General features: G+C 49.2%; 22 protein-coding genes and 1 pseudogene. 12 read left to right on the top strand and 11 right to left on the bottom strand.

What is annotated here, in order from left to right; all coding sequences use genetic code 11:
* The 4 genes and pseudogenes from Q0605_RS00900 to Q0605_RS00885 all read left to right on the top strand — a co-directional run.
* A partial coding sequence (locus Q0605_RS00900) for a TonB-dependent receptor plug domain-containing protein (protein ID WP_298703434.1) occupies nt 1-751 on the top strand: 751 nt, incomplete at its 5' end.
* 49 nt (nt 752-800) lie between these two features.
* A complete protein-coding gene (locus tag Q0605_RS00895) occupies nt 801-1031 on the top strand; it encodes a hypothetical protein (protein ID WP_298703432.1) in 231 nt (76 codons plus the stop codon).
* Nucleotides 1006-1998: a TonB-dependent receptor gene (locus Q0605_RS00890; protein ID WP_363317191.1), complete on the top strand. Its 993-nt coding sequence runs from the start codon at nt 1006-1008 to the stop codon at nt 1996-1998. The genes Q0605_RS00895 and Q0605_RS00890 overlap by 26 nt, the downstream gene beginning before the upstream one ends.
* A gap of 219 nt (nt 1999-2217) precedes the next feature.
* Nucleotides 2218-4671, top strand: a pseudogene (locus tag Q0605_RS00885) (molybdopterin-dependent oxidoreductase).
* Between the two features lie 28 nt (nt 4672-4699).
* Here Q0605_RS00885 and Q0605_RS00880 read toward each other — a convergent pair.
* The 5 genes from Q0605_RS00880 to Q0605_RS00860 form a co-directional block, all read right to left on the bottom strand.
* Nucleotides 4700-5728, bottom strand: coding sequence for a hypothetical protein (locus Q0605_RS00880; RefSeq protein WP_298703430.1), 1029 nt, complete (start codon nt 5726-5728; stop codon nt 4700-4702).
* A gap of 739 nt (nt 5729-6467) precedes the next feature.
* Complete coding sequence (locus Q0605_RS00875) at nt 6468-7748, bottom strand: dihydroorotase (RefSeq protein ID WP_298703428.1); 1281 nt, start codon at nt 7746-7748, stop codon at nt 6468-6470.
* On the bottom strand, nt 7745-8674 hold the full coding sequence (locus tag Q0605_RS00870; protein WP_298703426.1) for an aspartate carbamoyltransferase catalytic subunit: 930 nt from the start codon (nt 8672-8674) through the stop codon (nt 7745-7747). The genes Q0605_RS00875 and Q0605_RS00870 overlap by 4 nt, the downstream gene beginning before the upstream one ends.
* A gap of 810 nt (nt 8675-9484) precedes the next feature.
* Nucleotides 9485-10294, bottom strand: coding sequence for a hypothetical protein (locus tag Q0605_RS00865; RefSeq protein ID WP_298703424.1), 810 nt, complete (start codon nt 10292-10294; stop codon nt 9485-9487).
* An 11-nt stretch (nt 10295-10305) separates the two neighbouring features.
* Nucleotides 10306-11436, bottom strand: a complete 1131-nt coding sequence (locus Q0605_RS00860; RefSeq protein WP_297881450.1) for a CinA family protein — start codon at nt 11434-11436, stop codon at nt 10306-10308.
* Nucleotides 11437-11554: 118 nt separating this feature from the next.
* Here Q0605_RS00860 and ileS point away from each other — a divergent pair, with 118 nt between their 5' ends.
* The 7 genes from ileS (at nt 11555) to Q0605_RS00825 (ending at nt 20285) form a co-directional block, all read left to right on the top strand.
* The gene (ileS, locus tag Q0605_RS00855; protein ID WP_298703422.1) at nt 11555-14314 is read left to right on the top strand and encodes an isoleucine--tRNA ligase; all 2760 of its coding nucleotides are present in this window, start codon (nt 11555-11557) and stop codon (nt 14312-14314) included.
* 96 nt (nt 14315-14410) lie between these two features.
* Nucleotides 14411-15769, top strand: coding sequence for an Asp-tRNA(Asn)/Glu-tRNA(Gln) amidotransferase subunit GatA (gatA, locus tag Q0605_RS00850; protein ID WP_298703420.1), 1359 nt, complete (start codon nt 14411-14413; stop codon nt 15767-15769).
* Nucleotides 15770-15771: 2 nt separating this feature from the next.
* Nucleotides 15772-17223, top strand: coding sequence for an IMP dehydrogenase (gene guaB / locus Q0605_RS00845; RefSeq protein ID WP_298703418.1), 1452 nt, complete (start codon nt 15772-15774; stop codon nt 17221-17223).
* A complete protein-coding gene (locus Q0605_RS00840; protein ID WP_298703416.1) occupies nt 17220-18326 on the top strand; it encodes a homoserine O-acetyltransferase in 1107 nt (368 codons plus the stop codon). Before guaB ends, Q0605_RS00840 begins: the two co-directional genes overlap by 4 nt.
* Complete coding sequence (xseB, locus tag Q0605_RS00835) at nt 18316-18501, top strand: exodeoxyribonuclease VII small subunit (RefSeq protein WP_298703414.1); 186 nt, start codon at nt 18316-18318, stop codon at nt 18499-18501. The genes Q0605_RS00840 and xseB overlap by 11 nt, the downstream gene beginning before the upstream one ends.
* Before the next feature lie 9 nt (nt 18502-18510).
* The gene (locus Q0605_RS00830) at nt 18511-19623 is read left to right on the top strand and encodes a carbon-nitrogen hydrolase family protein (protein WP_298703411.1); all 1113 of its coding nucleotides are present in this window, start codon (nt 18511-18513) and stop codon (nt 19621-19623) included.
* A complete protein-coding gene (locus Q0605_RS00825; RefSeq protein WP_298703409.1) occupies nt 19620-20285 on the top strand; it encodes a ThiF family adenylyltransferase in 666 nt (221 codons plus the stop codon). Before Q0605_RS00830 ends, Q0605_RS00825 begins: the two co-directional genes overlap by 4 nt.
* 117 nt (nt 20286-20402) lie before the next feature.
* On the opposite strand, the gene Q0605_RS00820 is transcribed toward Q0605_RS00825, so the two are convergent.
* From Q0605_RS00820 to Q0605_RS00795, 6 genes are all read right to left on the bottom strand, one after another.
* Nucleotides 20403-21734, bottom strand: a complete 1332-nt coding sequence (locus Q0605_RS00820; protein WP_298703407.1) for an ankyrin repeat domain-containing protein — start codon at nt 21732-21734, stop codon at nt 20403-20405.
* Between the two features lie 157 nt (nt 21735-21891).
* Nucleotides 21892-22302: an Rrf2 family transcriptional regulator gene (locus tag Q0605_RS00815; RefSeq protein ID WP_298703405.1), complete on the bottom strand. Its 411-nt coding sequence runs from the start codon at nt 22300-22302 to the stop codon at nt 21892-21894.
* An 80-nt stretch (nt 22303-22382) separates the two neighbouring features.
* Nucleotides 22383-22679 carry an Rrf2 family transcriptional regulator gene (locus Q0605_RS00810; protein WP_298703403.1) on the bottom strand — a complete coding sequence of 99 codons (297 nt, stop codon included), beginning with the start codon at nt 22677-22679 and terminating at the stop codon, nt 22383-22385.
* 50 nt (nt 22680-22729) lie between these two features.
* Entirely contained in the window at nt 22730-23017 is a 288-nt protein-coding gene (locus Q0605_RS00805; RefSeq protein WP_298703401.1) for an NAD(P)H-binding protein, read from the bottom strand.
* Between the two features lie 130 nt (nt 23018-23147).
* Entirely contained in the window at nt 23148-23522 is a 375-nt protein-coding gene (locus tag Q0605_RS00800) for a cupin domain-containing protein (RefSeq protein ID WP_298703400.1), read from the bottom strand.
* Between the two features lie 290 nt (nt 23523-23812).
* Entirely contained in the window at nt 23813-24643 is an 831-nt protein-coding gene (locus tag Q0605_RS00795) for an HNH endonuclease (protein WP_298703398.1), read from the bottom strand.
* A gap of 382 nt (nt 24644-25025) precedes the next feature.
* Here Q0605_RS00795 and Q0605_RS00790 point away from each other — a divergent pair, with 382 nt between their 5' ends.
* Nucleotides 25026-26027, top strand: a complete 1002-nt coding sequence (locus tag Q0605_RS00790; RefSeq protein WP_298703396.1) for a cation diffusion facilitator family transporter — start codon at nt 25026-25028, stop codon at nt 26025-26027.
* The last annotated feature ends 751 nt before the right edge of the window (nt 26028-26778 follow it).

The following is a 26778-nucleotide window of genomic DNA, read 5'->3' as shown; positions in this document are numbered from 1 at the left end:
AAAGCTCGTTAAAAGTACCACCAGGCTCGATCTTACGGCGAGAGAAACGCCCCAGTCTCTTACCGTGGTGACCGAAGCCAAGCTAAAAGATATGGGGATAACCGATTATCAGGTGCTGATGCGAAATATCGCGGGCATTACGAGCGGGCGTATGGATGAGAGGCTCTATCCTACGGCGCGCGGATTTAGCATAGATTATTATCTGCTTGATTCGATGCCTAGCTTCGGAGGTTTTAGCCTCGGGGCGAACGATTTAAATTTACTGCCATATGAGCGCGTTGAGGTAGTAAAGGGTGCGAACGGATTATTGGCGGGCGCGGGAAATCCCGCCGCGAGTTTAAATTTTATCCGCAAGCACGCGGATTCCGCCGTTCCGAAAGGATACATCAGCCTAAACGGCGGCTCATACGACAAATACGGGCTTAAAACCGATGTGCAAAGCCCGCTCAATCAAAGCGGTTCGGTGCGCGGACGCCTAGCGTTTATGCATGAACGATCGCACTCTTATATGGACTATTACAATCGTCGCAATACTGCCGTTTATGGCGTATTAGATATCGATGTAACAGACGATTCAAGGCTGAGCTTTGGCTCATTTTATCAGACTCTACGCCGACATGGCACGCGCTGGGGCGGAATGCCCGCTTGGCAGGCAGCAGAAAGGGTTCATCTCGGACGGCACGCGCACGCACTTTGGCAAAAACCAAATTTTCTCTCAACCCTGGACGCGATACGACATCTCTACGCTTGATTTTTATGCCGATTTTAAACAATATTTCTCAAACGAGGCGAGTTTAAGCTTGAGTTATTCGTTTCGTCGCGCTCATATCGATTCAAATTTGCTCTATTATGGCGGCAGGGTAGGCCCTGGCGGCATCGGAAACGTCGCCGATCTTAGCGTTTATGCTAACAAGCGCGAAGAGAATATCCACAATATCGATGCCTATGTGAATATCCCTTATGAGCTTTTCGAACAAGATCATGAATTTGTATTTGGTGTGATGTATAATCTTTACAAAAAAAGGATCTGATAACGTAAGTAGCTACTGGAATAGTCGAAACACTCCGGCAGGCCTTGCTTATGCCGCGCGCACTAGAATAAATTTTAACGACCTTCATATTCAAGATCCACGCTTACCGTATGTAGATCAAAATAATGCCGATCGAACTATTCAAAAAGCAATTTATGCCGCGAATAAACTCTCAATCACCGAGGATTTAAAGCTCTTATTAGGAACGCGGATGAGTTACTATAAATATAAAATTACAGGTGGAGCAGATAATAGAAATTTTACCCGCGAAATTACTCCATATGCAGGGATCACCTATGATTTAGACGATCATCATACCCTTTATGCAAGTTATACGAGTATTTTTAAACCTCAAACCTACAAGGACAAAAACAATAAATATCTTGATCCCATCCAAGGCAAGGACTACGAAACGGGCATCAAAGGCGAGTATTTTGACGGCGATCTGCAAGCAAGCCTGGGCGTTTTTAAGATCATCCAAGATAAGCTCGGCATCCGCACCGACGAGTATATCACGGGCACAAATTCCTACGCTTACAGGCAGGGTCGCGGAGTAACCAGCAGGGGCTTTGAAGCGGATGTAAACGGTAAAATTACCGATGCACTAAGCCTAAGCATGGGGCTAGCGCACTACAAAGCCAAAGATGCTGACGGCAATATCTACGCCAGCGACTCCTCCCGCACCAGCGCAAATCTTTTTGCAAAATATGAGATCGGCACATTTAGAATCGGCGCAGGCGCGATGTATCGCTCAAAGATTTATTCCGACTCGCCATACGGCAGGATCGAGCAGAAAGCTTACACGATTGCAAACGTAATGCTAGGCTACAAAGCGAGTAAAAACCTAGATGTGCAGCTAAACGTCGATAACATAACCGATAAGCGCTATTTTGAGGGTATCGGTTCTAATCGAATGATCTACGGCGATCCGCGCACCTTCAATCTAAGCCTTACGTATAACTTTTGACCCAAATAGTCGCGGCGGAATTTGTCTAGTGCTTAGCTCTAATAGAATTCCATCGCGACGCCATAGATAAATGGCAAATTAAGCCTAAATTTCGTAAAATCACCGCCGAGACGCGAGGTCGCGTAATACGTTTAAAGGCAAACCATGCAAAAATCAACCTCATAAATCCCGCTAAATTTAAACCAAATCAACCAACAAATTTAAATTTAAGGCAGAATCATGAAAAGACGAGACTTTCTAAAACTAGGCGCGCTCGCGGCAGCTTCAGCGCAAGCGAAACAATTGGGCGCAGCAGTGCAGGCGATATTTGACGAGCAGATGGGGCTTTGCGCGAATAAATTTGGCGCGTTTTACGTCCAAACCATCGGCGGTAGGGTCGTTGGTACCGAGCCATTTGAGGGCGACGCGATGCCAACGGTGCTAAACAACGCCCTAAGCGATCACATCCAAAACGAAACGCGCGTGAAATACCCCTACGTGCGTAAAAGCTTCCTCGCAGACCCGTCAAATCCAAAGCCGCAGCTTCGCGGCAAAGAGCCCTTTGTGCGCGTTAGCTGGGACGAGGCGATAAAGCTAAGCGCTAAAATTTTAAAAGAAAACTTCGACAAATACGGCTCGGAGGCCATCTACGGGCAGCTTTATCAGTGGGGTAGCCTCGGCAAGGTCGGCCACTCGCAGCGCACCGCAAAGCGCATGCTAAACGCGCTTGGAGGCTATGTGAGCGAGCTTGGCGGCTACTCTTACGGCGCGGCGACGGCATTTTTACCTCACGTGACGGGCTCTATCGATCCGACGCACGCTCCGACGCGCTGGGAGGGCGTGATAAAGGAGGCCAAAACGATCGTATTTTGGGGCACGAATCCCGTCGTCTCAAACAAGATCGCTATCGGCGTTCCGATGCACAACTCCTACGCCTACTACGAGATTATGAAAGATAAATTTAAAAAAGGCGAGATGAAAATTTACAGCGTGGACGTTTACCGCAACGAAACGGCGGAGTATTTCGGCGCAGATTATCTTGCCGTGCGCCCTTGCACCGATACGGCGATGCTGATCGGGCTTTGCGATTATCTTTACGAAAACGGACTTTACGACAAGGAATTTATAGAGCGCTACACGGTCGGGTTTGATAAATTTAAAGAGTATTTCACGGGCGCGAAAGACGGCGTGAAAAAGGATCTCGCGTGGGCGAGTAAAATTTGCGGCGTGAGCGAAAAGGAACTAAAAGAGCTAGCGGGTACGTTAGCCAAAAAAGACACGCTCATCGTCACGGGCTACTCTATCCAGCGCCAGCACCACGGCGAGATGGCATACTGGGCGCTGATCACGCTAGCGGCGATGCTAGGCGACATCGGCAAGACCGGGCGCGGCTACGTGATGAACGATCAGATGCATAAAAACGCCGATATCAGCTTTGTTGCACCTAAGCTTCAGGCTTTTAACCCGGCGGTAAACGAAAAATACATCGCCCCGCAGGGCAAGCTAGCTAAGGCTAAATATCACGAGATACCAAACAGCAGGCTTATAGATGCGATCATGGAGCCGGGCAAGCAGATCGAGCGCAACGGCAAAACGTACGTCATGCCGCACATCCGCGTGATGTTTAACGCCAACGGCTCGACCTTCACCCGCCACCCGGACACCAACCGCGCGGTAGAAGCGATGAAAAAGATAGAGGCGATTATCACCACCGAGCCTTTTTGGACGAGTACAGCAAGGCTCAGCGACATCGTGCTACCGGCAGCTCTTGAGTGCGAGCGCACGGATATCGAGTTTGCAAACTCGACTAGCGAATACCTTTTTGCGATTAAGCCGCTAGTAAAGCCTGCGGGCGAGAGCAAGAGCGACTTTGAGATCGCGCGGCTCATCTGCGCGCAGTGGGGCGAGGAGTACGAGCAGGCCTTTAGCGAGGGCAAAACGGAGCTTGAGTGGGTGAAGGAAATTTACGCCGACGCTGCTGCAAAAGCCGAGAGCATGGGCATAGCGATGCCTAAATTTGAGGAGTTTTGGCAAAAGGGCTACGTTAAATTTGATAAGATCGACGAGAAAAAGCGATATTTTACAAACTACGCGGACTTCCGCGCCGATCCCGAGAAAAACGCGTTAAAAACGCCGTCGGGCAAGATCGAACTCTACTCCGAAGCGGTCGAAAAGCTAGGTTATCCCGACTGCCCGCCGCACGCGACGTGGATGGAGCCGTTTGAGTGGCTGGGCGGCGACGTGAGCAAGTACCCGGTCGCCATCAGCGGCGCGCACTCTAAATTTAGGCTCCACTCGCAGCTAAACAACTCACTTATCCGCAACTACGCCGAGATCGCAAACCGCGAACCCGCGCTCATCAGCCCCGCCACGGCAAAGGCGCGCGGCATAAAAACGGGCGACGTGGTAAGGATATACAACGACCGAGGCGAGATCCTCTGCGGTGCGCTGGTAAGCGAGCGAGCGCAAGATAATGTCGTGATCGTAAGCGAAGGCGCGTGGTACGATCCGGTCGTCTGGGGCGAGAAAAGTCTTTGCAAACACGGCAACATAAACGTGCTAACCAAGGACGTGCCTAGCTCGCAGCTCTCGCAAAGCAACACCGCGCACACGAGCATGGTGTAGGTCGAGAAATTTAAAGGCGAACTGCCGAGCGTAACGGCGTTTGATAGACCTGCGACGATAGAGGATTAGCGCGCTTTCTAGCTCTTGTGCCAAAGCCCTACCAGCCGTTTATCGCAAACAAAATCGCTAAGTTTTTCTGCGCCAAGAGCTCGTCCGAGAGGCGATCATATTCGCGCCCGAGCCCCATTTCTTGCGCCATAGACGGCGGCTCATCGTCCCAAGAGCCCATCGCACCGAATACATCGGCAACCCCCGCTGCGGCAAACGCCCTCAAGCTCGGCTGAGGCAGCGCTGCAAACGAAACGGCGTAATACTCGCTCGCGGCGACTTTGCCCCTCAACGTCTTAAGCGCATTATCAAACGTCTGCGCGAAGTTTTCACAGCCTATCTTGCTCGCAAAATCCCTGATTTGCACTAAAACATTCTCGAATTCTGCGCTATTATCGTGCGCGCTTAGCGCATCTCGCGGCATCCCGCGCCAAAGGCGCTCGGCATATTTCACGCGCCAAGCCTTTTTGTCGCGATCGTATTTCCAATCAGGCGTAAAAACGCCGTTAAAGTCCTCAAAGCGGCAAACGATGCCGTTTACGGTCATCCCCGAAAAGCCCAAAAGCGCTCTATTTTTTGCGAAAGTTGGAATACTAAGCCCCGCGTCCTTCAGACCGAGCTTTAGGCACTGCTCTATCCAACGCCGCCGTGCGGAGATTGGCTCGTCCTCGTGCCCTTTTTGCGCGACTTGCTCGGTAAAAAACTCGCGTGCCTTTTGCAAAAGTGGTAAGCCCGTGCTTTCGTCGGCGCCTTTTGTTCTCGCCGCTTTTTCATTTACCGCTTCTTTGCTGTTCGCGCGCTTTTGCTCCGCTGCACTGCCGTTCTCGGCGGCTTTGTCCGTCGCACTGCTCTGCACTGCACCGTACGCATCTTTTTGCTCCGCAGCTTTCCTTGCGTCGTTTACGCCATCCTGCGCTACGCGGCTCGCACCCTCTGTGGTGCGGAAATGCTCCTTTGCAAACTCAAAATTTAAATATTTTATATATTTTTGATCTTGCGGCAGCAGCTTAGGATTGCCGCGCAGAGCTGATTTTAGCGCGACGCACAGCGCGCACGAGAGATATATTTCGCCGCTCATAGATATCCTTTAAATTTCGATCGCTCCCGTTCATGCGGCGGATTATTTATGCTCCGCGCCAAAAGCTAGCGGCGGCAAAATTTTAAAATTTTGCGCCTTAGCGACAAATTTAATCACAATAAAATTTGCGCGTGAAGTAAAAACAAATCTGCGCAAAGATAGAATTCTCAACCGCCGCGAACATAAAATTTTAAAAGCAGCTCACACACGGGTACGGATAAAATTCCGAAGCCGAAATCTACGAGCGGCACAGGCAAGGCGATGTGTGTTAAATTTACGCGCACTTTAAAAATGACAAACCGCTTTAAAGAAATTTCAATCGCACGCGCGATATGAAATTTTGAAAGTAAGCTGCCGCACCGAGCTACCGCAAAATTTAAAGCGAATTAACCGCAGGGCTCCACATAATTAGACCAAAAAAATCGCGCCGTAAAATTTTAAACGTAGTTTGATATATCCGGATTACCACTAAATTTAAGCAAGGCGATCGCACTACTGGATCAAAGATCGCGCCGATACCGAGCAAAACGCGCTATGTTTTAAAGACAAGTCGCCGCGCCTACGCTGCCGCCAAATTTAAAATAAACCGATCGCACCGCAAAATTTTAAAAGCAAGCCGTTGCGCCCAAACTAGCACAAATTTGAAATGAAGCAATCTCTCCGTTTGTGCTACGAATGCCGCCCGTCAGCAAGCTGTGCTCGCCAAGCCGCCGATCGCAAGCCCTACGCCGTAAGCGCCCTACGCTACGACGTTTGGAAACTCATAGACCACGCGGCCGCTTTTGATCGTGCATACCGCAGCGCCCGTAAGCTGCTTGCCGAAAAGCGGCGAGTTGCGCGATTTGGACTTATTTAGCGCCTCGTCGTAAACATACGAAATCTGCGGATCGATGATCGCGACGTCGGCCAAAAAGCCCTCTTTGATCTCGCCCTTGTCCTTTAAATTTAGAATTTTAGCCGGGTTAAACGAGCAGAGGCGCACCATGTCTTCAAGGCCGATGATGCCCTCGTTTATGAGCCGCAGCGTAAGCGGCACGAGGGTTTGAAGCCCTAAAATTCCAAACGGCGCGTGATCGAATTCGACGAATTTATCGTCGATATTATGCGGCGCGTGATCGGTCACGATGGCGTCGATTAGGCCGCTTTTAAGCGCCTCTCTGATCGCCTGCACGTCGTTTTGGGTGCGAAGCGGCGGCGACATTTTAAAATTCGTGTCGTATCCCATCAACTCGCGCTCGTCGAATGTGAAGTGATGCGGCGTAGCTTCGCAGGTGACGCGGATGCCCTCGCGCTTAGCCTGCTCGATGAGTTTTAGCGACCACGCCGAGCTTACGTGCGCGATGTGGATGTGGCCGCCCGTCTTTTTGGCAAGCAGCAGATCGCGCGCGATCATGATCTCCTCTTTTTCGCTCGCCATCCCCTTTAGACCGAGGATTGCGCTAACCTTACCCTCGTTCATCACGCCGCCGTGGCAAAGCGAGCAATCCTCGCTGTGATTTATCACGAACGAGCCGAAGTGCGCGGAGTATTCGAGCGCCTGTCGCATCACGGAGCTGTCGGTCACGGGCAGTCCGTCGTCGCTGAAAGCCACGCAGCCGGCTTCCAGCATATCGCCCATCTCGACGATCTTTGCGCCCTTGCAGTCCTGCGAGATCGCGCCTATGGGCAGCAGATCGATAAGCCCGCGCTGTTTGGCCTTGGCGATCATCGCGCGAGTAATGCTGGAGTTGTCGTTTACGGGCTTGGTGTTCGCCATCGGAAGGCAGGTCGTCACGCCGCCTGCGACCGCGGTTTCGCTGCCGCTGATGACGTCGTCTTTGTATTCGAGCCCCGGGTCTCTAAAATGCACGTGCATATCGATGAGGCCGGGCATCACGAGCTTGCCTGCGGCGTCTATGACGCGGTCTGCGGCGGGGCACTCGCGCGTGATCTTTGAAATTTTATCGCCCTCGATCAGGACGTTCGCCTCCTCGCTGCCGTCGTGATTAACGATCGTGCCGTTTTTTATCAAAATTTTCATCGTGCGCTCCTATTTAAATTTATCGTATGAAGTATCGCCATTCGCATCGCCTCGCCGTTTTCTACTTGATCTAAAACGCAGCTATAGCGCGGATCGTCTGCTACGTCGGAGTTGATCTCCACGCCGCGATTGATCGGGCCGGGATGCATTATCATAACGCCCTCTTTCGCAGCTTGCATGCGCCTTGCGGTAAGTCCGAAAAATTTCGAGTATTCGCGCACGCTCGGGAAGCTCGGCTCGCCGTCTTGCCGCTCAAGCTGGATCCTCAGCATAATGATGACGTCGGCGCCCTCGATCGCCTCCTCCACGCTTTTGCATATCGGGCAGCCGAACGCGCCGCAGTCGCGCAGCATCATCGGAGGGCCAAAGAGTCGCACGTTTATGCCGAGCTTTTTCATCGCCCAGATGTCGCTTCTAGCTACGCGCGAGCGAAATATATCGCCGATGATCGCGACGTTTAAATTCTCGATCCTGCCCTTGTGCTCGCTGATCGTAAAAAGATCCAGTAGCGCCTGGCTCGGGTGCTCGTTCAGCCCGTCGCCCGCATTTACGATCGATGCATCGCAGTTAGCCGCGACGAATTTCGCCACGCCCGAGCAGCTGTGGCGCAGCACGAAGATATCCGTGCGCATCGCCTGCATATTTCTGATAGTGTCGATCAGCGTCTCGCCCTTTTTCGTGCTGCTATCTGCAGCCGTGAAATTTATGGTGTCCGCGCCCAGGCGCTTGGCTGCGATCTCAAAGCTCGTGCGGGTGCGGGTGGAGTTTTCAAAAAACGCGTTGATGACCGTCTTGCCGCGAAGCGAGTCGGATTTTTTGACGTCAGAGCGGTTGAGCGCTTTAAACTCGCGCGCCAGATCGATGAAGTCGTAGATGTCCTCGCGGCTTAGATCCTGCGCGCTAAGAAGATGCTTTAGCTTATACATTCCCTCTCCTTTTTTGGGCCGAATTTCAGCCGTAATTGTATAAAAAAATCTCTGATAAAATTTTAAAATTTAAGAGCTGGGCTCAAATTTAGACGCGGAATTTTGCTTGAAATTTCATTTTAGATCATACGAAGCGCGAGCGGAATTTTAAAATTTTACCCGCAGCAGCATGCGGGATTTTGAAATTTTACCCGCGGCGGGCGGCGGATACGGCGCGTAAATTTAAAATTTTAATGAAGCAGCGCAAACTATGAAATAGTAACGTAAATTTAAAATTTAGCGAAGCGGGCGCGGAGGACGAAGCGGCTGCATAAATTTAAAATTGTGCGTAAAATTTTAAATTTAACAGGACGGCGCGGGCGCTCGCGCTGCCAGGCTCGCCGCTGTTTTGCGCGGACACTATGAATTTAGCGGGCGGAGCGAAGCGTTTTTGATCGGACATAACCCGAGCAATGCGCGTAAAATTTAGCGCCCGAGCGCGGGGTACAAAATTTTAACTCCCGAGTGCGGGACGTAAACCGGCTTGCGCGGGTTTTTTGCAAACTGAAATCGTGCAACGAAAAAATTTCCGTGCGCCGCAAAATGATGAAATTTAAAAAATCTTACGCCGAGAGGATTAAATTTAAAAAAAGCCCGCGTCGAAAGATGACGAAATTTAGCAATGCTCGCGGCTCGCACGCAAAATTTTAAACCACCGTCCGAGTAAAATTTTAACGAAACCGCCGCGCCGAGTAAATTTAATAAAATTTAGCATCGTTTCTCTGCGAGCATTCTCCACAACAAACAAATTTAAGCGAAATTTAGCCGCGATTAAATTCTAAAGCTTTGTCCGCCAGTGTCGCCTTCCTGATCCAAGCGTCTGTCGCGCTCTTTTGGAGACTCGCCGCTTTCCTGCGAACGCCTGCCGCGCGGCTCCTGTCTAGGCTGCACGCCAAAGCCTTCCAAGACCTTACCGATACTTTCGTTGGCATCCTTGATGATGCCTTGCAGGCTTTCGCCCATTTTATCGAGGTTTTTGCCCGCCTCGCACGCCGCCGCCTCGCCCTGCTTTAACAGATCCTCTATCCTGTCCGCATTGCGAGCGGCGAAATCGTTCAGCGCTTCAGGCGCCCTTTTCTGCAAATTTTGCAAGGCCTCGCCCAAAACTTTAGCATCGTTTGCAAGCTCATCTATCGTGGAGTTCAGATCGGAGCTCTGCTTGCTCTCAAAACCCTGCGACGCGGAGCCTTGCGTGGAGCTTTGCCCCGAGCTATCCGCGCTTTTATTAAAATTTTGCCCTTGATTACCCGCGCTAAAATTCTGTTCCGATCGTGCGCTTTGTTCGCGATCTTGCCCGTCCGATCCGCCGTCGCAGCCGCCCAAAATACATATCGCGGCTAGCGCCAAAGTAAAATTTCGCGCCGCATTTATAAAACTAAAATTTCTAGCGCGACCCGCCGAGATAAAATTTAGTCCGCCCTGCGCTGAGATAAAATTTCGCCCGTCGCTATCCCGAGTAAAATTCTGCCCGCCGTACGCCGAATCGAAATTTCGCTCTCGCTCAAAGCCCCGCTCGCCACTAGATCGGATAAAATTTTGCACCGAATCACATCCGCACCCTTTCAAAATTCGTCTTTTCAAAATCCGCTCCTTTAAATTTCATCTCTCGCAGGCGCGCTCGGAAGCCGCCCGAAAAACAGATCGCTTCTAAGCTTCAAAAGCAAGCAGATAGCGATATCGGCGCTTTGTTCGCGGATATAGTTTCGATCGCCTTTTAGATGAAATTCCCCGACGATCTGTTTGCCGCCCTGCTCCTTCGCGCCGATAAAGACCGTCCCTACGGGCTTTTGCGCGCTTCCGCCACCGGGGCCCGCGATACCGCTTACCGCAAGAGCGAAACTCGCCCCGCTGCTTTGTAGCGCGCCCTCCAGCATCTCGCCCACGGTCTGCGCGCTGACCGCGCCGTAGCGCGCGAGCGTATCTTCGCCTACGTTGAGCCAGAGATTTTTTATCTCGTTGGCGTAGCTTACGAGCGAGCCGTCAAAAACGTCGCTCACGCCAGCGACCGCGCCGAATTTTGCGGCGATGAGCCCTGCGGTGCAGCTTTCGGCAAAGGTGATCTTAGCGCCTATTTCGCGCAGTCTATCCACCACAAAGCCCATAAAATCGCCGCCTTCGATGTAGCAGCTCTCATAATACTTGCCGACGCTTTGCAAAAACGCGTCCAGCGCTCCGAATTTCATCGCACTGGCGCGCACGAGTAGCAAAAAGGAGCTGGGTCTGCTGATCGTAAGCGAAATTTTATAACTAATCGCAAGGCTTTCTAGGCGCTGCTTTACGCTTTCGTATTCGCAATCGAATAGATAAAAGCTCTCGCCCGCGCTCGGCGCGTCTTGAAGGATCGGCGGCAGGCTCTGCAAGCAAAGTGCCTTGATCACGTTTACCGAGCAGCCTCTGACGTTTAGCAGGAAGCTGTTTTTCGCCACCGTGCGCGCCATCGAGGGCGCTAAGGTTTCTCCATTTTTCAGCTCGAGCGAATCGAAAGAGAGCGTAGATAAAATTTTGCCGACGACCGCGTAGGCGGAGTTTGCCGCAAAGATCGTGATAAAATCGTACGAATCGATCATCTTTTCAAGCGCGAAGGGCAAAACCTTATCGTTTTCGCTTAAGAATTTTAGATCGTCGATCCGCCCGAAAACCCGCTCGTAGCTGCGAGAAATATAACTCATCAAAGCCGCGTCGTAGCGGATCTCCTCGCCGATTACAAGGATGATATTTTTCATAAAGACCCTCATTAAATTTTCGCACATTATAGCATAAACGCAGACTGCTCTTTCAGAGCTTTTTAATGGCGTTTTGGATAAACTTCACAAATTTTTTAAGACACGAAAAGGTACAAATATGGACTACAAAGATACTCTCTTTCTTCCTACTACGGACTTTGCGATGCGAGGCGCACTGCCGCAAAACGAACCTGCGCGGTTTAAGGCATGGTACGAGCAGCGTAAAATTTACGAAAAGATGAAAGCTAGGCGCAAGGGCGCAAGCGTTAGCTTTAATATCCACGACGGCCCGCCGTATGCTAACGGACACCTCCACATCGGCCACGCGCTGAATAAAATTTTAAAAGACATCATCACCAAAACCCATTATTTCTTCGGCGAGGAGATCCGCTACGTGCCGGGCTGGGACTGCCACGGCCTGCCGATCGAGCAGCAAGTAGAGATCAAGCTGGGCGAGCGGAAAAAATCGCTTTCAAAAGTGCAGATACGCGAGCTTTGCCGTCAGCACGCCAAAGAGTTCATCGACGTGCAGCGCAATGAATTTAAAGATATGGGGATTTTGGGCGACTGGGACGATCCGTATCTGACGCTAAAATTTGAGTTTGAGGCTGAAATTTACAAGGCGCTCTGCCAAATCGCAAAAAAAGGAATTCTGATCGAGCGCTCAAAGCCCGTGTTTTGGAGCTGGGCGGCAAAGAGCGCGCTCGCAGAAGCCGAGGTCGAATACAAAGACAAAGAGGATTACTCGATCTTCGTGGCGTTCGATCTAAGCGGTGAAGCGAACGCTAAAATCGGCGCGAAAGGCGCCAAAGCGGTCATCTGGACGACCACGCCTTGGACGCTGCCGGCAAACGGCGCAATATCTTTGAACCCGAATGAAATTTACGCGCTGACGAGCGAAAATTTGATCCTTGCAAAACCTTTGGTCGAAAGCCTCGTAAGCCTGGGCATCACCAAAGGCGAAATCGTAAAGGAATTTAGAGCTACCGAGCTTGAAGGCCTAAACGCGATCAATCCGCTAAACGATAGAGCTTCAAAATTTATCCTCGGCGAGCACGTTTTAATGGACGGCGGCACCGGGCTCGTGCATACGGCTCCCGGACACGGCGAGGACGATTATTTCGTAGGGCTTAAATATGGCATCGAGGTGATTATGCCGGTGGATGAGGGCGGCTGTTTCGACGAGACACTTAAAACCAAAAAACTCTTCCGCGCAGACGTCGTAGATGAGCTCGTGGGGATGCATATTTTCAAAGCGAACGAGAAAATTTTAGAGCTTCTAGGCCCCGCGCTTATCAAATCCGGCAAATTCGTCCACTCCTATCCACACTGTTGGCGCACACACAAGCCGGTAATCTACCGCGCGACGAAGCAGTGGTTTATCGCGATGGACGAGCCAATGCCTAGCGGCAAGACACTGCGTCAGGTGGCGCTAGAGCAGATCGGCAAGGTTAAATTTTATCCGCAAAGCGGCATCAACCGCCTTACCTCGATGATAGAAAACCGCCCCGATTGGTGTATCTCTCGCCAAAGGGATTGGGGCGTGCCGATCGCGTTTTTTCGCGACAAAAGCACCAAAGAGCCGATTTTCGATGAGAAAATTTTAAATAATATCTACGAAATTTTTAAGGCTAAGGGCGCGGATGCTTGGTGGCAGATGGAAATTTCGGAGCTTTTGCCTCAGGACAGCGGCTATAAGCCTGAAAATTTAGAAAAGGTGATGGACATCTTAGACGTTTGGTTCGATAGCGGCTCTACGTGGAAAGCAGTGCTGCAAAGCGGCGCCTACGATGCGGGCAAATTCCCTGCGGATATGTATCTTGAGGGCAGCGACCAACACCGCGGCTGGTTTCAAAGCTCACTGCTTCTAAGCTGCGCGATCAACGAATGCGCGCCGTACAAGAGCATCCTCACTCACGGATTTACCGTCGATGAGAAGGGTCAGAAGATGAGTAAGTCCGTCGGAAACGTCGTCTATCCGCAAGAGGTCGCAAAGAGCCACGGCGTTGAAATTTTACGCCTATGGGTCGCGATGAGCGATTATTCGACCGATCTAAAGATCAGCGACAATATCCTTAAGCAGGTAAGCGAGCAGTACCGCAAGATTCGAAATACTATAAGATTTCTGCTCGCAAGCACCAGCGATCTGGGCGAGATCGAGACGAGTAATTTTACGCGGCTTGATCGCTGGATCCTAACGCGCGCGGCAAACGCCTTTGCGGGCGCGGAAGCGGCGTTTAGAAACTACGATTTTTCAAAGGGCTTCAATCAGCTACTAAATTTCTTAAGCGCCGATCTGAGCGGAATTTATCTTGATATCTGCAAAGACAGGCTCTACTGCGACGCACCCGACGAGCCGCGCCGCAGAAGCGCGCAAAGCGCGATCGCTCTAATTACGCGAGCGCTGCTGCCTCTGATCGCGCCTACGCTAACCTACACTATCGACGAAGTAATGCAGTTCGCGCCGCGTATCATCAAAGAGGGCAAGGAGGACGTCTTCGATCTGATCTACAAGCAGGTAGAATTTGACGATTTCATAGAATTCGACGAAATTTTAATCAAATCGAGAGAGAAATTTTTCGAACTCATCGACGCGCTGAAAAAGGATAAGATCATTAAATCGACGCTCGAGCTGGTTTTAGAAACGAGCTCGAACGAAATTTTATCAAACGACATCCTGGGCGTGGCGGATTGGTTTATGGTAAGCGACGTGGACACTCTGCAAAGCGGGCCGGCTCTGGCGGAGTTTAAGATAAACGACGAAATTTTCCGCCTCGTAAAATCATCGAAGCACAAATGCCCGAGATGCTGGAAATTTAACGCAAAAGAGCCTGATGAGCTCTGCCCGCGCTGCGCGAAGGTCATGCATGCTCGCTAGCCCCATAAGTCTCGGCTTCGTATTTTTTACGATCGCGCTGATCTGCGTAGCGACGGGCGTGGGGATCTATTTCGTGAATAAATTTAAGGATGGCAGATGATAAGTTTGAAAGAGGCTCTAAAGCTGAATGCGGATGAAATTTCGGCGCTTAGAGCGGAGCTAAAGGATAAAATTTTAAAAACCAAAGAGCTCGGCGCCTACGTCGAGCAGCTCACGGGCGAGGCTCTAAACATCAGCGGCGAGGGCGTGCCGATCGCGATCAAAGATAACATTCAGGTAAAAGATTGGAGCGTCACTTCGGCGAGTAAAATTTTGCAAGGCTACGTTGCGCCATACGACGCGACGGTGATCAAAAAGCTACGCGAGCGCGGTTTAGCGCCGTTTGGGCGAACGAATATGGATGAGTTTGCGATGGGAAGCACGACCGAGAGCTCATTCTATGGCAAAACGCTCAATCCGACCGATCACTCGCGCGTACCAGGCGGCAGTAGCGGCGGAAGCGCGGCTGCCGTAGCGGCAAATATCGCCGTAGCCGCACTCGGAAGCGATACGGGCGGCTCTATCCGCCAGCCGGCGGCATTTTGCGGCTGCGTAGGCTTTAAGCCGAGCTACGGCAGGGTCAGCCGCTACGGGCTCGCGGCGTATTCGAGCAGCCTCGATCAGATAGGACCGATCACGCGCAGCGTCGAGGATGCGGCGATCTTATACGACATCATCGCAGGCCGCGACGAGATGGACAGCACGAGCTACACGGGCGCTTACGAAAGCACTGCGGATAAGCTAAACGCTGATCGCAAGCTTAAGATCGCCGTTATAAAAAATTATATTGACGAAGCCTCGCAGCAGGTCAAAGAGGCTCTGAATTTAACTATAGAAAAGCTAAAATCATTCGGCCACGAGATCGTTTACCGCGATCTTTGCAGCTCCAAATACGACATCGCGACCTACTACATCATCGCAACCGCCGAGGCTAGCGCAAATTTAAGCCGCTACGACGGCGTGCGCTACGGAAACCGCGCGAAGGCTCTAAATTTAAAAGAGCTCTACGCCAACACTCGCGGCGAGGGATTTGGCGACGAGGTCAAAAGAAGGATGCTTCTAGGCACCTTCGTGCTAAGCAGCGGCTACTACGACGCGTATTACATCAAAGCGCAGAAGGCAAGGGCATTCATCAAAAGCGAATATGAGGAAATTTTAAAAGACGCCAATTTGATCTTTATGCCGATCGCGCCGGGCGTGGCGTATAAATTCGGCGAGCTTAGCGATCCGCTTCGCGCGTATCTTAGCGACATCTACACGATCGGCGTAAATTTAGCGGGGCTTCCCGCGATCTCCGTGCCGGTAGCGAAAAACAAAGAGGCTCTTAATATCAGCGCGCAGCTTATCGGGCGCGCCTACGACGAACAAACGGTGCTGGACGGCGGCTTGAGTTTAGAAAAAATCGTGAAAGGATAAGTATGAAGATCGTCAAAAAGGCTCTGACCTTCGAGGATGTTTTGTTGGTACCGCAATACTCTGAAATTTTACCCAAAGAGGTCGATATCAGCACGAGTTTTACTAGAAATATCACGCTAAATACCCCTCTTGTGAGTGCTGCGATGGATACGGTCACCGAGTACCGCACCGCGATAATGATGGCGCGCCTCGGCGGCATCGGCGTGATCCATAAAAATATGGACGAGGACTCCCAAGCCAAGATGGTTCGCCGCGTAAAAAAGAGCGAAAGCGGCGTCATCATCGATCCTATCTCGATCAAGGCGGACGCCACGATCAAAGACGCTCTCGATCTGATGAGCGAGTACCATATTAGCGGTATTCCCGTCATCGACGACAACGGCGTGCTGATTGGAATTTTAACTAATCGCGACCTACGCTTTGAAACCGACACCGCCGCGCTTGTAGGCGAGAAGATGACCAAAGCTCCGCTAATTACCGCTCCAAAGGGCTGCACGCTTGATGATGCGGAGAAAATTTTTAGAAATAATAAAGTAGAAAAGCTTCCGATAATCGACGCAAACGGCCACTTAGAGGGGCTTATTACGATTAAAGACCTTAAAAAGCGCATCGAATATCCAAGTGCCAATAAAGACAAATTCGGCCGCCTTCGCGTCGCCGCGGCGATCAGCGTAGGCCATCTGCAAAGAGCCGAAGCTCTCGTCAAAGCGGGCGTAGATGCGCTTGTGATGGACTCTGCGCACGGACACTCCAAAGGCATTATCGACACGCTTAAGGAGCTGAAGCGAAATTTTGACGTCGACGTAGTAGTAGGAAACGTCGCAAACCCCGCCAGCATAAAAGATATTGCAAACGCGGGAGCCGATGCGATTAAAGTAGGCATCGGTCCGGGCTCGATCTGCACTACGCGCATCGTAGCGGGCGTGGGCGTGCCGCAGTTTACCGCGATCAACGATTGCGCGATCGAGGCGGCTAAATTTGGAATTCCGATCATCGCAGACGGCGGCATCAAATACTCGGGCGACATCGCTAAAGCCCTAGCCGCGGGCGCAAGCTCGGTAATGATGGGAAGCCTGCTTGCGGGCTGCTACGAAACCCCGGGTGAGCTCATTACGTTTCAGGGCCGCCAGTACAAAACCTACCGCGGCATGGGCTCTCTGGCGGCGATGCAAAAGGGAAGCTCGGATCGCTACTTTCAAGACGGCACCGCAAAAGAAAAGCTCGTACCCGAGGGCGTCGAGGGGCGCGTGCCTTACGCGGGCATGCTAAAAGACGTGATCTTTCAGCTACTAGGCGGCTTGCGAAGCTCGATGGGATACTGCGGCAGCAAGGATATCGCGACCTTTCAGCAAAAGGCGGAATTCGTCGAGATCACGAGCGCAGGTCTTAAAGAAAGCCACGTCCACGACGTCATCATCACGCAGGAAGCGCCGAATTACCGAGTAAATCAGTGATCCTTCAAAGCAAAATTCAAAATTTCGACGAGCCGCTTTATCTGGAGAGCGGCCGCGTCTTTTCCAACTTCAAGCTCGCCTATGAAACCTACGGCGAGCTAAACCAGGACAAATCAAACGTCATCGTCATCTGCCACGCCTTAACCGGCTCCGCGCACGCCGCGGGACTTTACGAGGGCGATGTTAAGCCAGGCTGGTGGGACGGGCTCATCGGCGATCATAAAGCGGTCGATACTACGAAATTTTTCGTCATCTGCATAAATATCCTAGCTTCGCCGTTTGGCTCGACATGCCCGCTTGATGTCGATGAAAGCAGCGGCCGCGAGTATCGCTTGCGCTTTCCGGTAGTGGTGGTCTCGGACGTCGTGCGCGCGCAGATGATGCTTTTAAAGCGCCTAGGCATCGCCCGCGTTCGCGCCGTTATCGGCGGCAGCCTAGGCGGCATGCAGGCGCTGTGCTACGCGATCGAATATCCGGAATTTGCGGATGAAATTTTCGTACTCGCAAGCACATACGCTACGCAGCCTTGGGCGATCGCATTTAATAAGATCGCAACCGAGGCCATCTTGCGCGACCCAAATTTCAAAGGCGGCAACTACGATAAAAATCTGATCGCCGAGCGCGGGCTTGACGGCATGGCGGTGGGGCGCATGGCGGGGCATATAAGTTTTTTAAGCCCAAACTCGATGCAGGATAAATTTGGACGCAACTACGTTGAAACCGACGGTCTTTACGAGATTAACGGGCGCTTTCAGGTGGATCGCTACCTTGAATACAACGGCGAAAATTTCGCGCGCAGGTTCGACCCGCTGTGCTATCTCTACATCGCCAAGATGATGAATATCTTTGATTGCACGCGCCACTACGGCAATCTCAAAAACGCCTGCGCGCAGATCAGATCGCGCCTACACCTCATCTCTTTCAAAGGCGACGTGCTCTTTCCGCCGGGGCTGATGAAAGAAATTTACGATGCGATGAGCGATCTAGGGAAAAAGGATCGCACGAGCTACTCGCAGATCGACAGCGACTACGGACACGACGCGTTTTTGGTCGAGATAGAAAAATTTGATTACATCATAAAAAGGATTTTGGATGAGTTTTGAAGAAAAAATGGAAAAGATTAACGCGCTTTTAAAGAGCCTAAACGACAAGGATCTAAGCCTAGAGAAGAGCGTGAAGCTGTATAAACAGGGCGTAGCGCTGCTAAAGGAAGCAAAGGAAATTTTAGAAAACGCCAAACTCGAGGTCGCCGAAATAAACGCACCCGAGCAGGCTTAGGAGGCGACGATGATAAACGTATGCGTTTTGCAACTACCGACGCTTTCGATGAGCGAAAATCGGATCGATTACTATATGAAGGTCGCCAAAGACAACGGCGCGCGAATCGTGCTGCTGGGCGAATATGAGCTAAATTCCTTCTTTAGCGAGCTTAAAAAGATGCCCCGCTCCATCGCATGCGAACAGAGCGAGCATAAACAGGAGCTGATGGCGCGGCTGGCCGCTAAATACGACCTGCATATCGTAGCGCCGATAATCAGAGCCGCTAGCGGCGCGATTTTGAGGCAGGCGGGCATTTTTGGCGGCGCGGCTCAAAAGAACTTGGGCGGCAGCGAAAATTCCGCAAGCCTTAAAAGCGAGCAGGACTGCAAGGGCGAGCTAAATTCCAAAAGCGAGCAGAGTTCCAACGGCGGCTTAAATTCCGAAGGCGCTTTAAACTCCTGCGGCGCAAAATCTTTAAATTTCAAAACCTCAAATTTAAAAAGCGCCTCCGAAGCCCCAAACGCTCTAAATTCCGAAGAAAGCCAAAAAGACGCGAGCGAAGAGGATATCTTTTGCGCGAGCGAAAACGAGCCCATCTGGGTGAAATCCTGCGCGAAATTTTCGCCCTCGGAGGTGAAATTTTACGATCAAAATATCCTGATGGACTATCCGCACTGGAACGAAGAGGGCTTTTTCGCCAACCGTAAAAGCCGCAAAATCGGTAAAATTTCGCCGATGATCTTTAGCGAGGGCGGCGTGAAATTCGGCGTCTGCTTCGGCTATGAGGCGCATTTTGATGCGTTTTGGCGCTATTTTATGCAGAAAAACGTCGGCTGCGTGCTCGTGCCGTGCGCCTCGACCTTCGAAAGCGGCGGGCGCTGGCGCGAGCTTTTGAAGATGCGCGCGTTTACGAACTCGCTCTACGTCATCCGCGCCAACCGCATCGGCGAGGCGAAATTCGGCGAGAGTGAGTTTAAATTTTACGGCGAGAGCTTCGTCGTAACCCCCGGCGGCGAGATCGCAAACGAGCTGAAAAACGAAGAGGGCGTGCTGATGTGCGAAGTGGACGCGGACGAGATCGCTGCAGCGCGCGGGCTGTGGAAATTCCGCAAAAATCTAGTCAGCAGGGGGCTTTTATGAACTACTTTCACAGACAGATCCAGCTTTGGGGCGAGCAGACGCAGCGCGCGCTTGCGGATAAGCGCATCCTGATCATCGGCGCGGGTGGGCTTGGGAGCAGCCTTTCTTACGCTCTGGGCGCAAGCGGCATCGGGCGGATCAGCGTCGTGGATTTCGACACGGTGGCGCTTCATAACATTCACAGGCAAATTTTATTCACGCTCGAAGACGAGGGTAAATTTAAAGCGGACGTTTTTAAAAGCCGCACGGAAAGCCGCTACGACGGCGTGAGCGTCGAGGTGCATAAGAGCCGCGCGGAGGAATTTTTCGCTAGCGCGATAGGCGCGGGCGAGAAATTTGATCTGATTTTAGATGCGACCGATAATCTCGCCACGCGCGCGCAGATCGATGCGTTTGCTAAGCAAATAGGCGTGCCGTGGGTGTTTGCGTCGGTGGACAGCTGGCAGTGCCAAGTCTGCTTCGTGCAGAATGCGGATTTTAAATTTTTCCCGAGCCTAAACGCGACGCCTGCGGGCATAACGGCTGCGATCGTGATGTTTGCGGCGAGCTTTGAGGCAAACCTCGCTCTGCGCTACCTAGCGGGGCTCGAGGTCGAAAAAGACCTGCTTTACTACGCGAACTTTTTTGGCGGCGAGCTGGAAGTTAGGAAGATAAAATTGTAGCCTGGGCTCGGGCTAGTTTAAATTTAAGCCCGAGCTTGCGGGTTGACTTTATATCAAAAAGCTAACTTTGAGTATGTTGATTTAACTCTTGCTCCGTCATTTTATTCTCCTTAATATTTAGTTTTGATGACATTCTTTTCTTGCATTTTTTATCTCACCAGATGAGATCTCATCTATATATTTATCCAGCTTTTTTAAATTATCTTTATACGGCCGATCAAGCTTACGACCGTCTTTATCTCTGGTATACATATGGATGGATACCGCTTCCATTTCATTTAACTCGCTTGCAAATTTCGTATATTCATAAACATCTTTAAATGTAGAATTTCTATCTTTGCAATATTTGCGATATACCGTCGTTATAAGCGAAATTTCACTTTTAGGTATATAATAAGTTGCATCGTAGTTTATTTTATAATAACTATCCAAACTATATATATAGTTTCTATGACAATCATCATATTTTCGTTTTAGAAATTCCGGGCTCGGTTGTCCGCCTACGTTATACTGCATAAGCAGCTTTAAAATCGGTTCGTAATTTGGAGTGCCCGGAAATGTATCATATAACGAAAAATCATATTCGGTAATATCAAATCCGTCCGTCGGTTCCGCTTTATCATTTAATATTCCCTCAGGCACGACCTTTTTAATATCGTTTCCGTACCTTAGACCTACCGTAGAGTTTTGAAATTTCCAAATATATGGCTTGTAGCCGCTTTCTAATGCCATCTTTGCTATCTCATACATATTCGTATTCGTAAGATATGAAAAGAAATAATTCGGCTCTCCTATACTAATCATAGGGTAGTTGGTATCATAAATCAACGTAAAATTTCCATCGTCACTTATTTGCAAAGATTTTATATGGTTATAATTCGGCGGAAGCAGCCTATTTCTAACGACCTCCGCCTCTTCAAATTTAACGCCGTTATCTAAAAGCAGTCTTACCGATTTAGTAGCATTATTTTCTATCGCATAAGCCATAGCGGATAGTTTGTATTCATCTTTTTTATGTATATCCGCTCCCAATTTTATAAGCTTTTGAGCAGTATTCGCATCGTCCCAAAAGCTAGAATACATCACGGGCGTTACCCCTCCGTGCATAGTATGATCGACGGTTAGATTGTTATCTTTCATAAATTTTAAAATTTTATCAGTTTGCTTGCTCTTTAAAAGCCTTTTTAGCTCTACGTCGATGGCAGGTTCTTTGAATATGTTTTTCGGGTTTGAATTATAATCTATATCCCAATGTCTAAATGCAAAACTTTGCATCTCCGCTTCGCTTACATACTTGTCAAGTCCCGCTTCTTTAGTAGCATCAGAGCCTATCGTAATAGTGTAGTGAGATTGAGATTTATGAAGTCCTACTCTTCCGCTTACGAATAGATACAAAATAAGGCAAGCAAAAACTGCGATGAATTGCAATATAGCTTTTAAATATTTCAAAATTTCCCCTTAGAATTAATTAGGAGGATTATATCTTAAATCAAATTAAACCGAAATTTTACATGGCGGGCGGGTAAAATTTTATATAAATTTAGCCCGCAAGCCTTGAAATTCGAGCAAATTTAGAAGATAAATGCGTATTTAAATTTTAACAGCTCTATCCCAGATCGCTCAAAAGATCCGCCAAGCTCACGTCTGATAGGGACTTCTCAAAATCACCTTGAATGCGCGCAAAGCGCGGCGCAAGAACCGCTTCGATCTTTCCGCCTACGGGGCAGGCGCTAGGCGAGCCTTTGTGCAGGCGAAACATCGCGTCCTCCTCGCTCACCGCCTCGTAAATGTCTAAAAGCGTGATGAGCCGCGCGTCGCGAGCTAGTGTGATGCCGCCCACGCCCGCAGTCGTGAGCACCAAGGCTGCGTTTTTTAGCTGCGAAATCAGCTTGCGCGCGATGGCGGGGTTTATCCCCGAGCTTGCGGCGACGAAATCGCCCGTGACCTTCTCCTCGCGAAAATACGCGACGCAGAGCATGATGTGAACTGCGAGTGAAAATTTGATACCTACTTGCATAGCCGACCTTGATTTAAATTTAAAACCGCACGTTACTTTCGTGCGGCGTTATTTTAGCTAAATTACGCAAAATTTTAAGCTCACGCCCTCTCGCCGACGGCGGTAAAGCGCTTTTGCACGAAGGCGCCATTTTTTAGCTCGTCTATGACCGCGAGCGCGAGGTCTGCGTAGCTGATGTAGCTCTCGTTTTTGGAGTTTAGTATTAGATTATCGCCGCCAAGGACGTATTTGCCCGTGCGAGCGCCGTTTGCGTCGTATTCTCCGGCCGGCGAGACGTAGGTCCATAGCACGTCGCTTCTATCTTTTAGCTCAAAAAACGACTCTGCCGTAGCCTTTGCGACGCCCATATACTCAGGCGGGAAGTCAGGCGTATCCATAGCCATAGTGCCTTTATCGTCCACGTATAGCGTACCCGCGCCGCCGATGACTAGTAACCTCGTTTTCGTACCGCTAAGCGCGTCTGCAAGGTGTTTGCTACCTTTTTATGAAGGGGGAACGTTTCTGGCGTCCAAGCCGCAAATGCGCTGATAACGGCGTCAAAGCCAGCTAGATCGGTCTTTGTTAGTTCAAAAATATCTTTGTAGACTACTTTAACGTCGCCGTTTTTATACTCTTTGTTTCGCACGATCGCCGTGACGTCATGCCCTTGTTTTAGAGCTTCTTGCACCAAATTTGAACCTGATTTTCCGTTTGCTCCGATGATTGCTACTTTCATTGTTTCTCCTTTAAATTTGATTTGTTTGATCGCACAGTCGCTGCGGTTAATGCGCTCGCACATTTGGCGCCGTATGCCGCGCCTCGCAGTTTAAAATTTACGCTCTCATTTGCCGAGCGCCTCGCAAATTTTACAGCCAACTTGGCTTTATGTCCTCGTTTATCACGCCATCATCCATCGTGTACTGCTCCAGGCTGCCGCGTTTAGTTTGGATACAGATAAACTTCATCCCCTGCGCACCCGCCTTGAAGCATCTCTTGCCCGCCGGATCGATGCGGATCGCGTCGCCCTCACCCACCGCCTTTTCCTCACCGTCGATAAAGAGCGTGCCGCCGCCTTTTAACACCAAGTAAAGCTCCTCGTTTTGCTTATGCGAATGCACGAACGGCACGCTCACGTTTGCCGGAAGCTCGTTGATAGAAAGCTCGCAGCCGCTTAAGCCTAGAGCTTCTTTTAGCTCGACTCTGGGTTCGCTTTTCGTTGAAACGATCTTGTAGTTTGACATCTTTGTCTCCTTAGATTTTTTGTTGTAATGCTATAACTTACAACTAATGAGCGAAGTATAGTCAAATTTTGTTGTAATGTCAAGAGTTACAGCAAAAATCCGCAAAATTTGACACGAATTTTAAAAACAGCTAAAATCCGCGCGATTTCAAACAAAGGAATTTTATGCAAAATAGCGCATTTAAGACCTTTGCGACAAGCCTTGGCAACGCGCCGAGGCTAATAGAGGAGTTTAACAAACTAAAAGAGATCAAAAATATATGAATACTAAAAATATAACTTTAAATAGTTTTAATAATTTCTTTTATGTACAATTACTTGTTTTACTTTAGTTATATCAATATTAGGCTCTCTGTGGACCATTCTATGACAATTAGAACAAAGTAGAATTATATCTTCTATCGTAGAATTATGTTCTGACGATAAAGTACTAATTGGAACCTTATGATGGCCTTCTATAAAATCTTCACCCAGAAATCCATAAGTTTCAAAAAAATCAAACCCACAACATTCACAGAAAAGTCTTCCATTATTCTCTTGTTTAAATTTAAACTTAGCATCTTGGATTAATTTGATATTTCTTTCTCTTTTTTTGTGAATAACTATTTTTTCTGCTCCTTCACTATATCTTTTGTTGTACTCTATATCAATTTCCGCTCCAAGAAGCTCTATAATCTCCCGACCCACTAAAATAGATTTAAGTTCATCACTACATCTTGTCAGGTACCCTCCCTGCTTAATCATAAATTTACCATTTCTTTTTTGCATAAATGTTTCTTGTTTCGACTCTTTTATTTTGCAAAGTGCTTCTTGATTGCTAGGCTCAGAAAGGACTTTATCAATAGAAATAGGCTTATCGAAAGCTATAAAATTATCTAAAAAAACCTCGTAATAATCATAGCAACCTATTTCAATCTTTTTAGCACAAGAAGTAGCCATAGAATATCCGATAAGTTCATTTTTATCTTGATCTATATGAAAAATAATATCTAATGGTTTCACTTGTAGTATATTTTTGTATACATTACGCCCTCCTGCATCTACTGTAGGGCTCAATAAAAGCTTTGTAAATTCGCTTTTTATTCTTTTGCTTGGGTAGGTTTTTTCAATCCATGTTGACATAGCAAATCCTTCATTATAAATTTAAAAATTATACAATTCTAACATATTTATTATTCATAACAAGATTTTCTACATTTCAATATAAATTTTATCAAAATTACTCTTGACAGTTAAATAAGCATTCATATATAATCTTGGCAAAAAAGATATTTAATCAAAATGAAACACGGTAAAAAAACATACTTAAAAGAAAATGTTCCGTTATATATAAGGACATTACTGCTACAATACGCCTCCCTGCGCCAGCCAAGCGCACTAGAAAGCCCTCCAAATCCAGAAAAAGCCTACAGAGTTATTTATTGTTTGTTTTACAATGAATACACCAAAAATATGTCCTTTTCAAGCACTCACTACGTAAATGAATCAAAATTAAGGAAAAATAATGTTAAAAACTCATAATTATAGAAACCATATAGGACACAATTACGAACTTGGTAAGCATAGTCACAAAGAGCATTCGCACACGTCAAACAAGGTCGTTTTGAGAAATTCCTTTTTTATAATCTCCGCTTTTATGCTGATCGAGGTCGCGGGCGGCTTCGCGACGAACTCGCTCGCCCTGCTCTCCGACGCCGGGCATATGCTATCAGACGCCGCAGCGCTCGGGCTTTCGCTGTTTGCGTTTAAATTCGGCGAACGCAAAGGCAATCTGCAAAAGACCTTCGGCTACAGGCGGATCGAAATTTTGGCCGCGACGATAAACGCCGTCACGCTCATCGTCATCGCCGTTTTTATCGTCATTGAGGCGGCGCGGCGCCTGCAAAACCCGCCCGAAGTAGCCACCGCTGGCATGCTCGCCATCAGTACGCTAGGTCTTGCCGTAAACATCGTCGTGGCGCTATACATGCTGCGCGGCGGCGACGTGAGAGAAAACGTCAATATGCGCGGCGCCTACCTACACGTACTTGGCGACGCTGCGGGCTCGGTGGGCGCGATCGCGGCTGCATTAGCGATGATGTGCTTTGGCTGGGGCTGGGCGGACGCGGCGGCTAGCCTGCTCGTGGCCGCGCTCATCGTAAAAAGCGGCTGGGGCGTGCTAAAAGATAGCCTAAACATCCTAATGGAGGGCTCGCCAAAGGGCGTGTGTCTGGACGCGCTCGTCGCGCAGATCAGGGGCGTGGACGGCGTGCTTTCGGTGCACGACCTGCACGTCTGGAGTATCACGAGCGGCGCAAACGCGCTCACGGCTCATATCGTGATCAGCGGCGAGCTGCGCGTGCGCGAGGCGGAGCAGATCTTGCGCGAAATATCGCACGAAATGGAGCATCTGGGCATCACGCACACGACGCTGCAGCTTGAGAGTAGCGACAACGAATGCGCTGACGAGCTCATCTGCGAAGTAAGATCAAGCGATACGGGCGGGCATTTAGGGCATAGTCACTAAAATTTTTGGATTTGGAATTCCGCTCAATTTGAAATTTAAAATTTGGCTTGAGTTTGAAATTTTAAATTTGCCCGCGCCGCGGAATCTTAGAATTTTGAAATTTAAAAATTTTGCGCTCGTTATGAAATTTTAAATCCCTCCGCGTGGTGGAATTTTAAAATTTCGCTATGCGGACGCCATTTCAAAATCAGGCGCCGCGCGTGCAAAAATCGCAAATTTTACGCAGCAGGTCGCTGCATCATTCAAAACGGCGTCTATACGCATTTGCGGAATTTTCAAATTTGACTAGAACGGCAGGCTAGTGATTACGGCGAAACTTAGCGGAAGCACAGAGCGGTTTAAATTTAGCCAAGCGCTATCCGTTTTTAATAGCGCAAAAATAACACCCACACAAATGTTATATTTTTAATTTAGCCAAGCGATTCGCACCGCTAAATTTTAAAATTCTGCGCTGCGAATTTAGCTGCAAATCGAGCCGTAAATTTAAACTACGCTCAAAATTTTGGCTAAATTTAACTCATTAAATTTTCCTGCCGATTTGAGCCGATTAAAAGCAAATTTGACGTATAATCTCGCGAAATTTCAGGGAGCCAAGGTGCGCAAAAACATAAAATACCTAATTTACAAGTTCTTTTTGGGTAACGTCTTTTTGGCTATTTTTGTGATTTCATTTTACGTTGTTTCGTGGCATATTGAAAATATTTCAAATATCGATCTTATGAGCCTTTTGAAGGGATATTTTTTATTCCCG

Source organism: uncultured Campylobacter sp. (assembly GCF_938017705.1).
In the GTDB taxonomy this organism is placed as follows: Bacteria; Campylobacterota; Campylobacteria; order Campylobacterales; family Campylobacteraceae; genus Campylobacter_B.
This window is presented reverse-complemented; position numbering and strand designations above follow the sequence as displayed.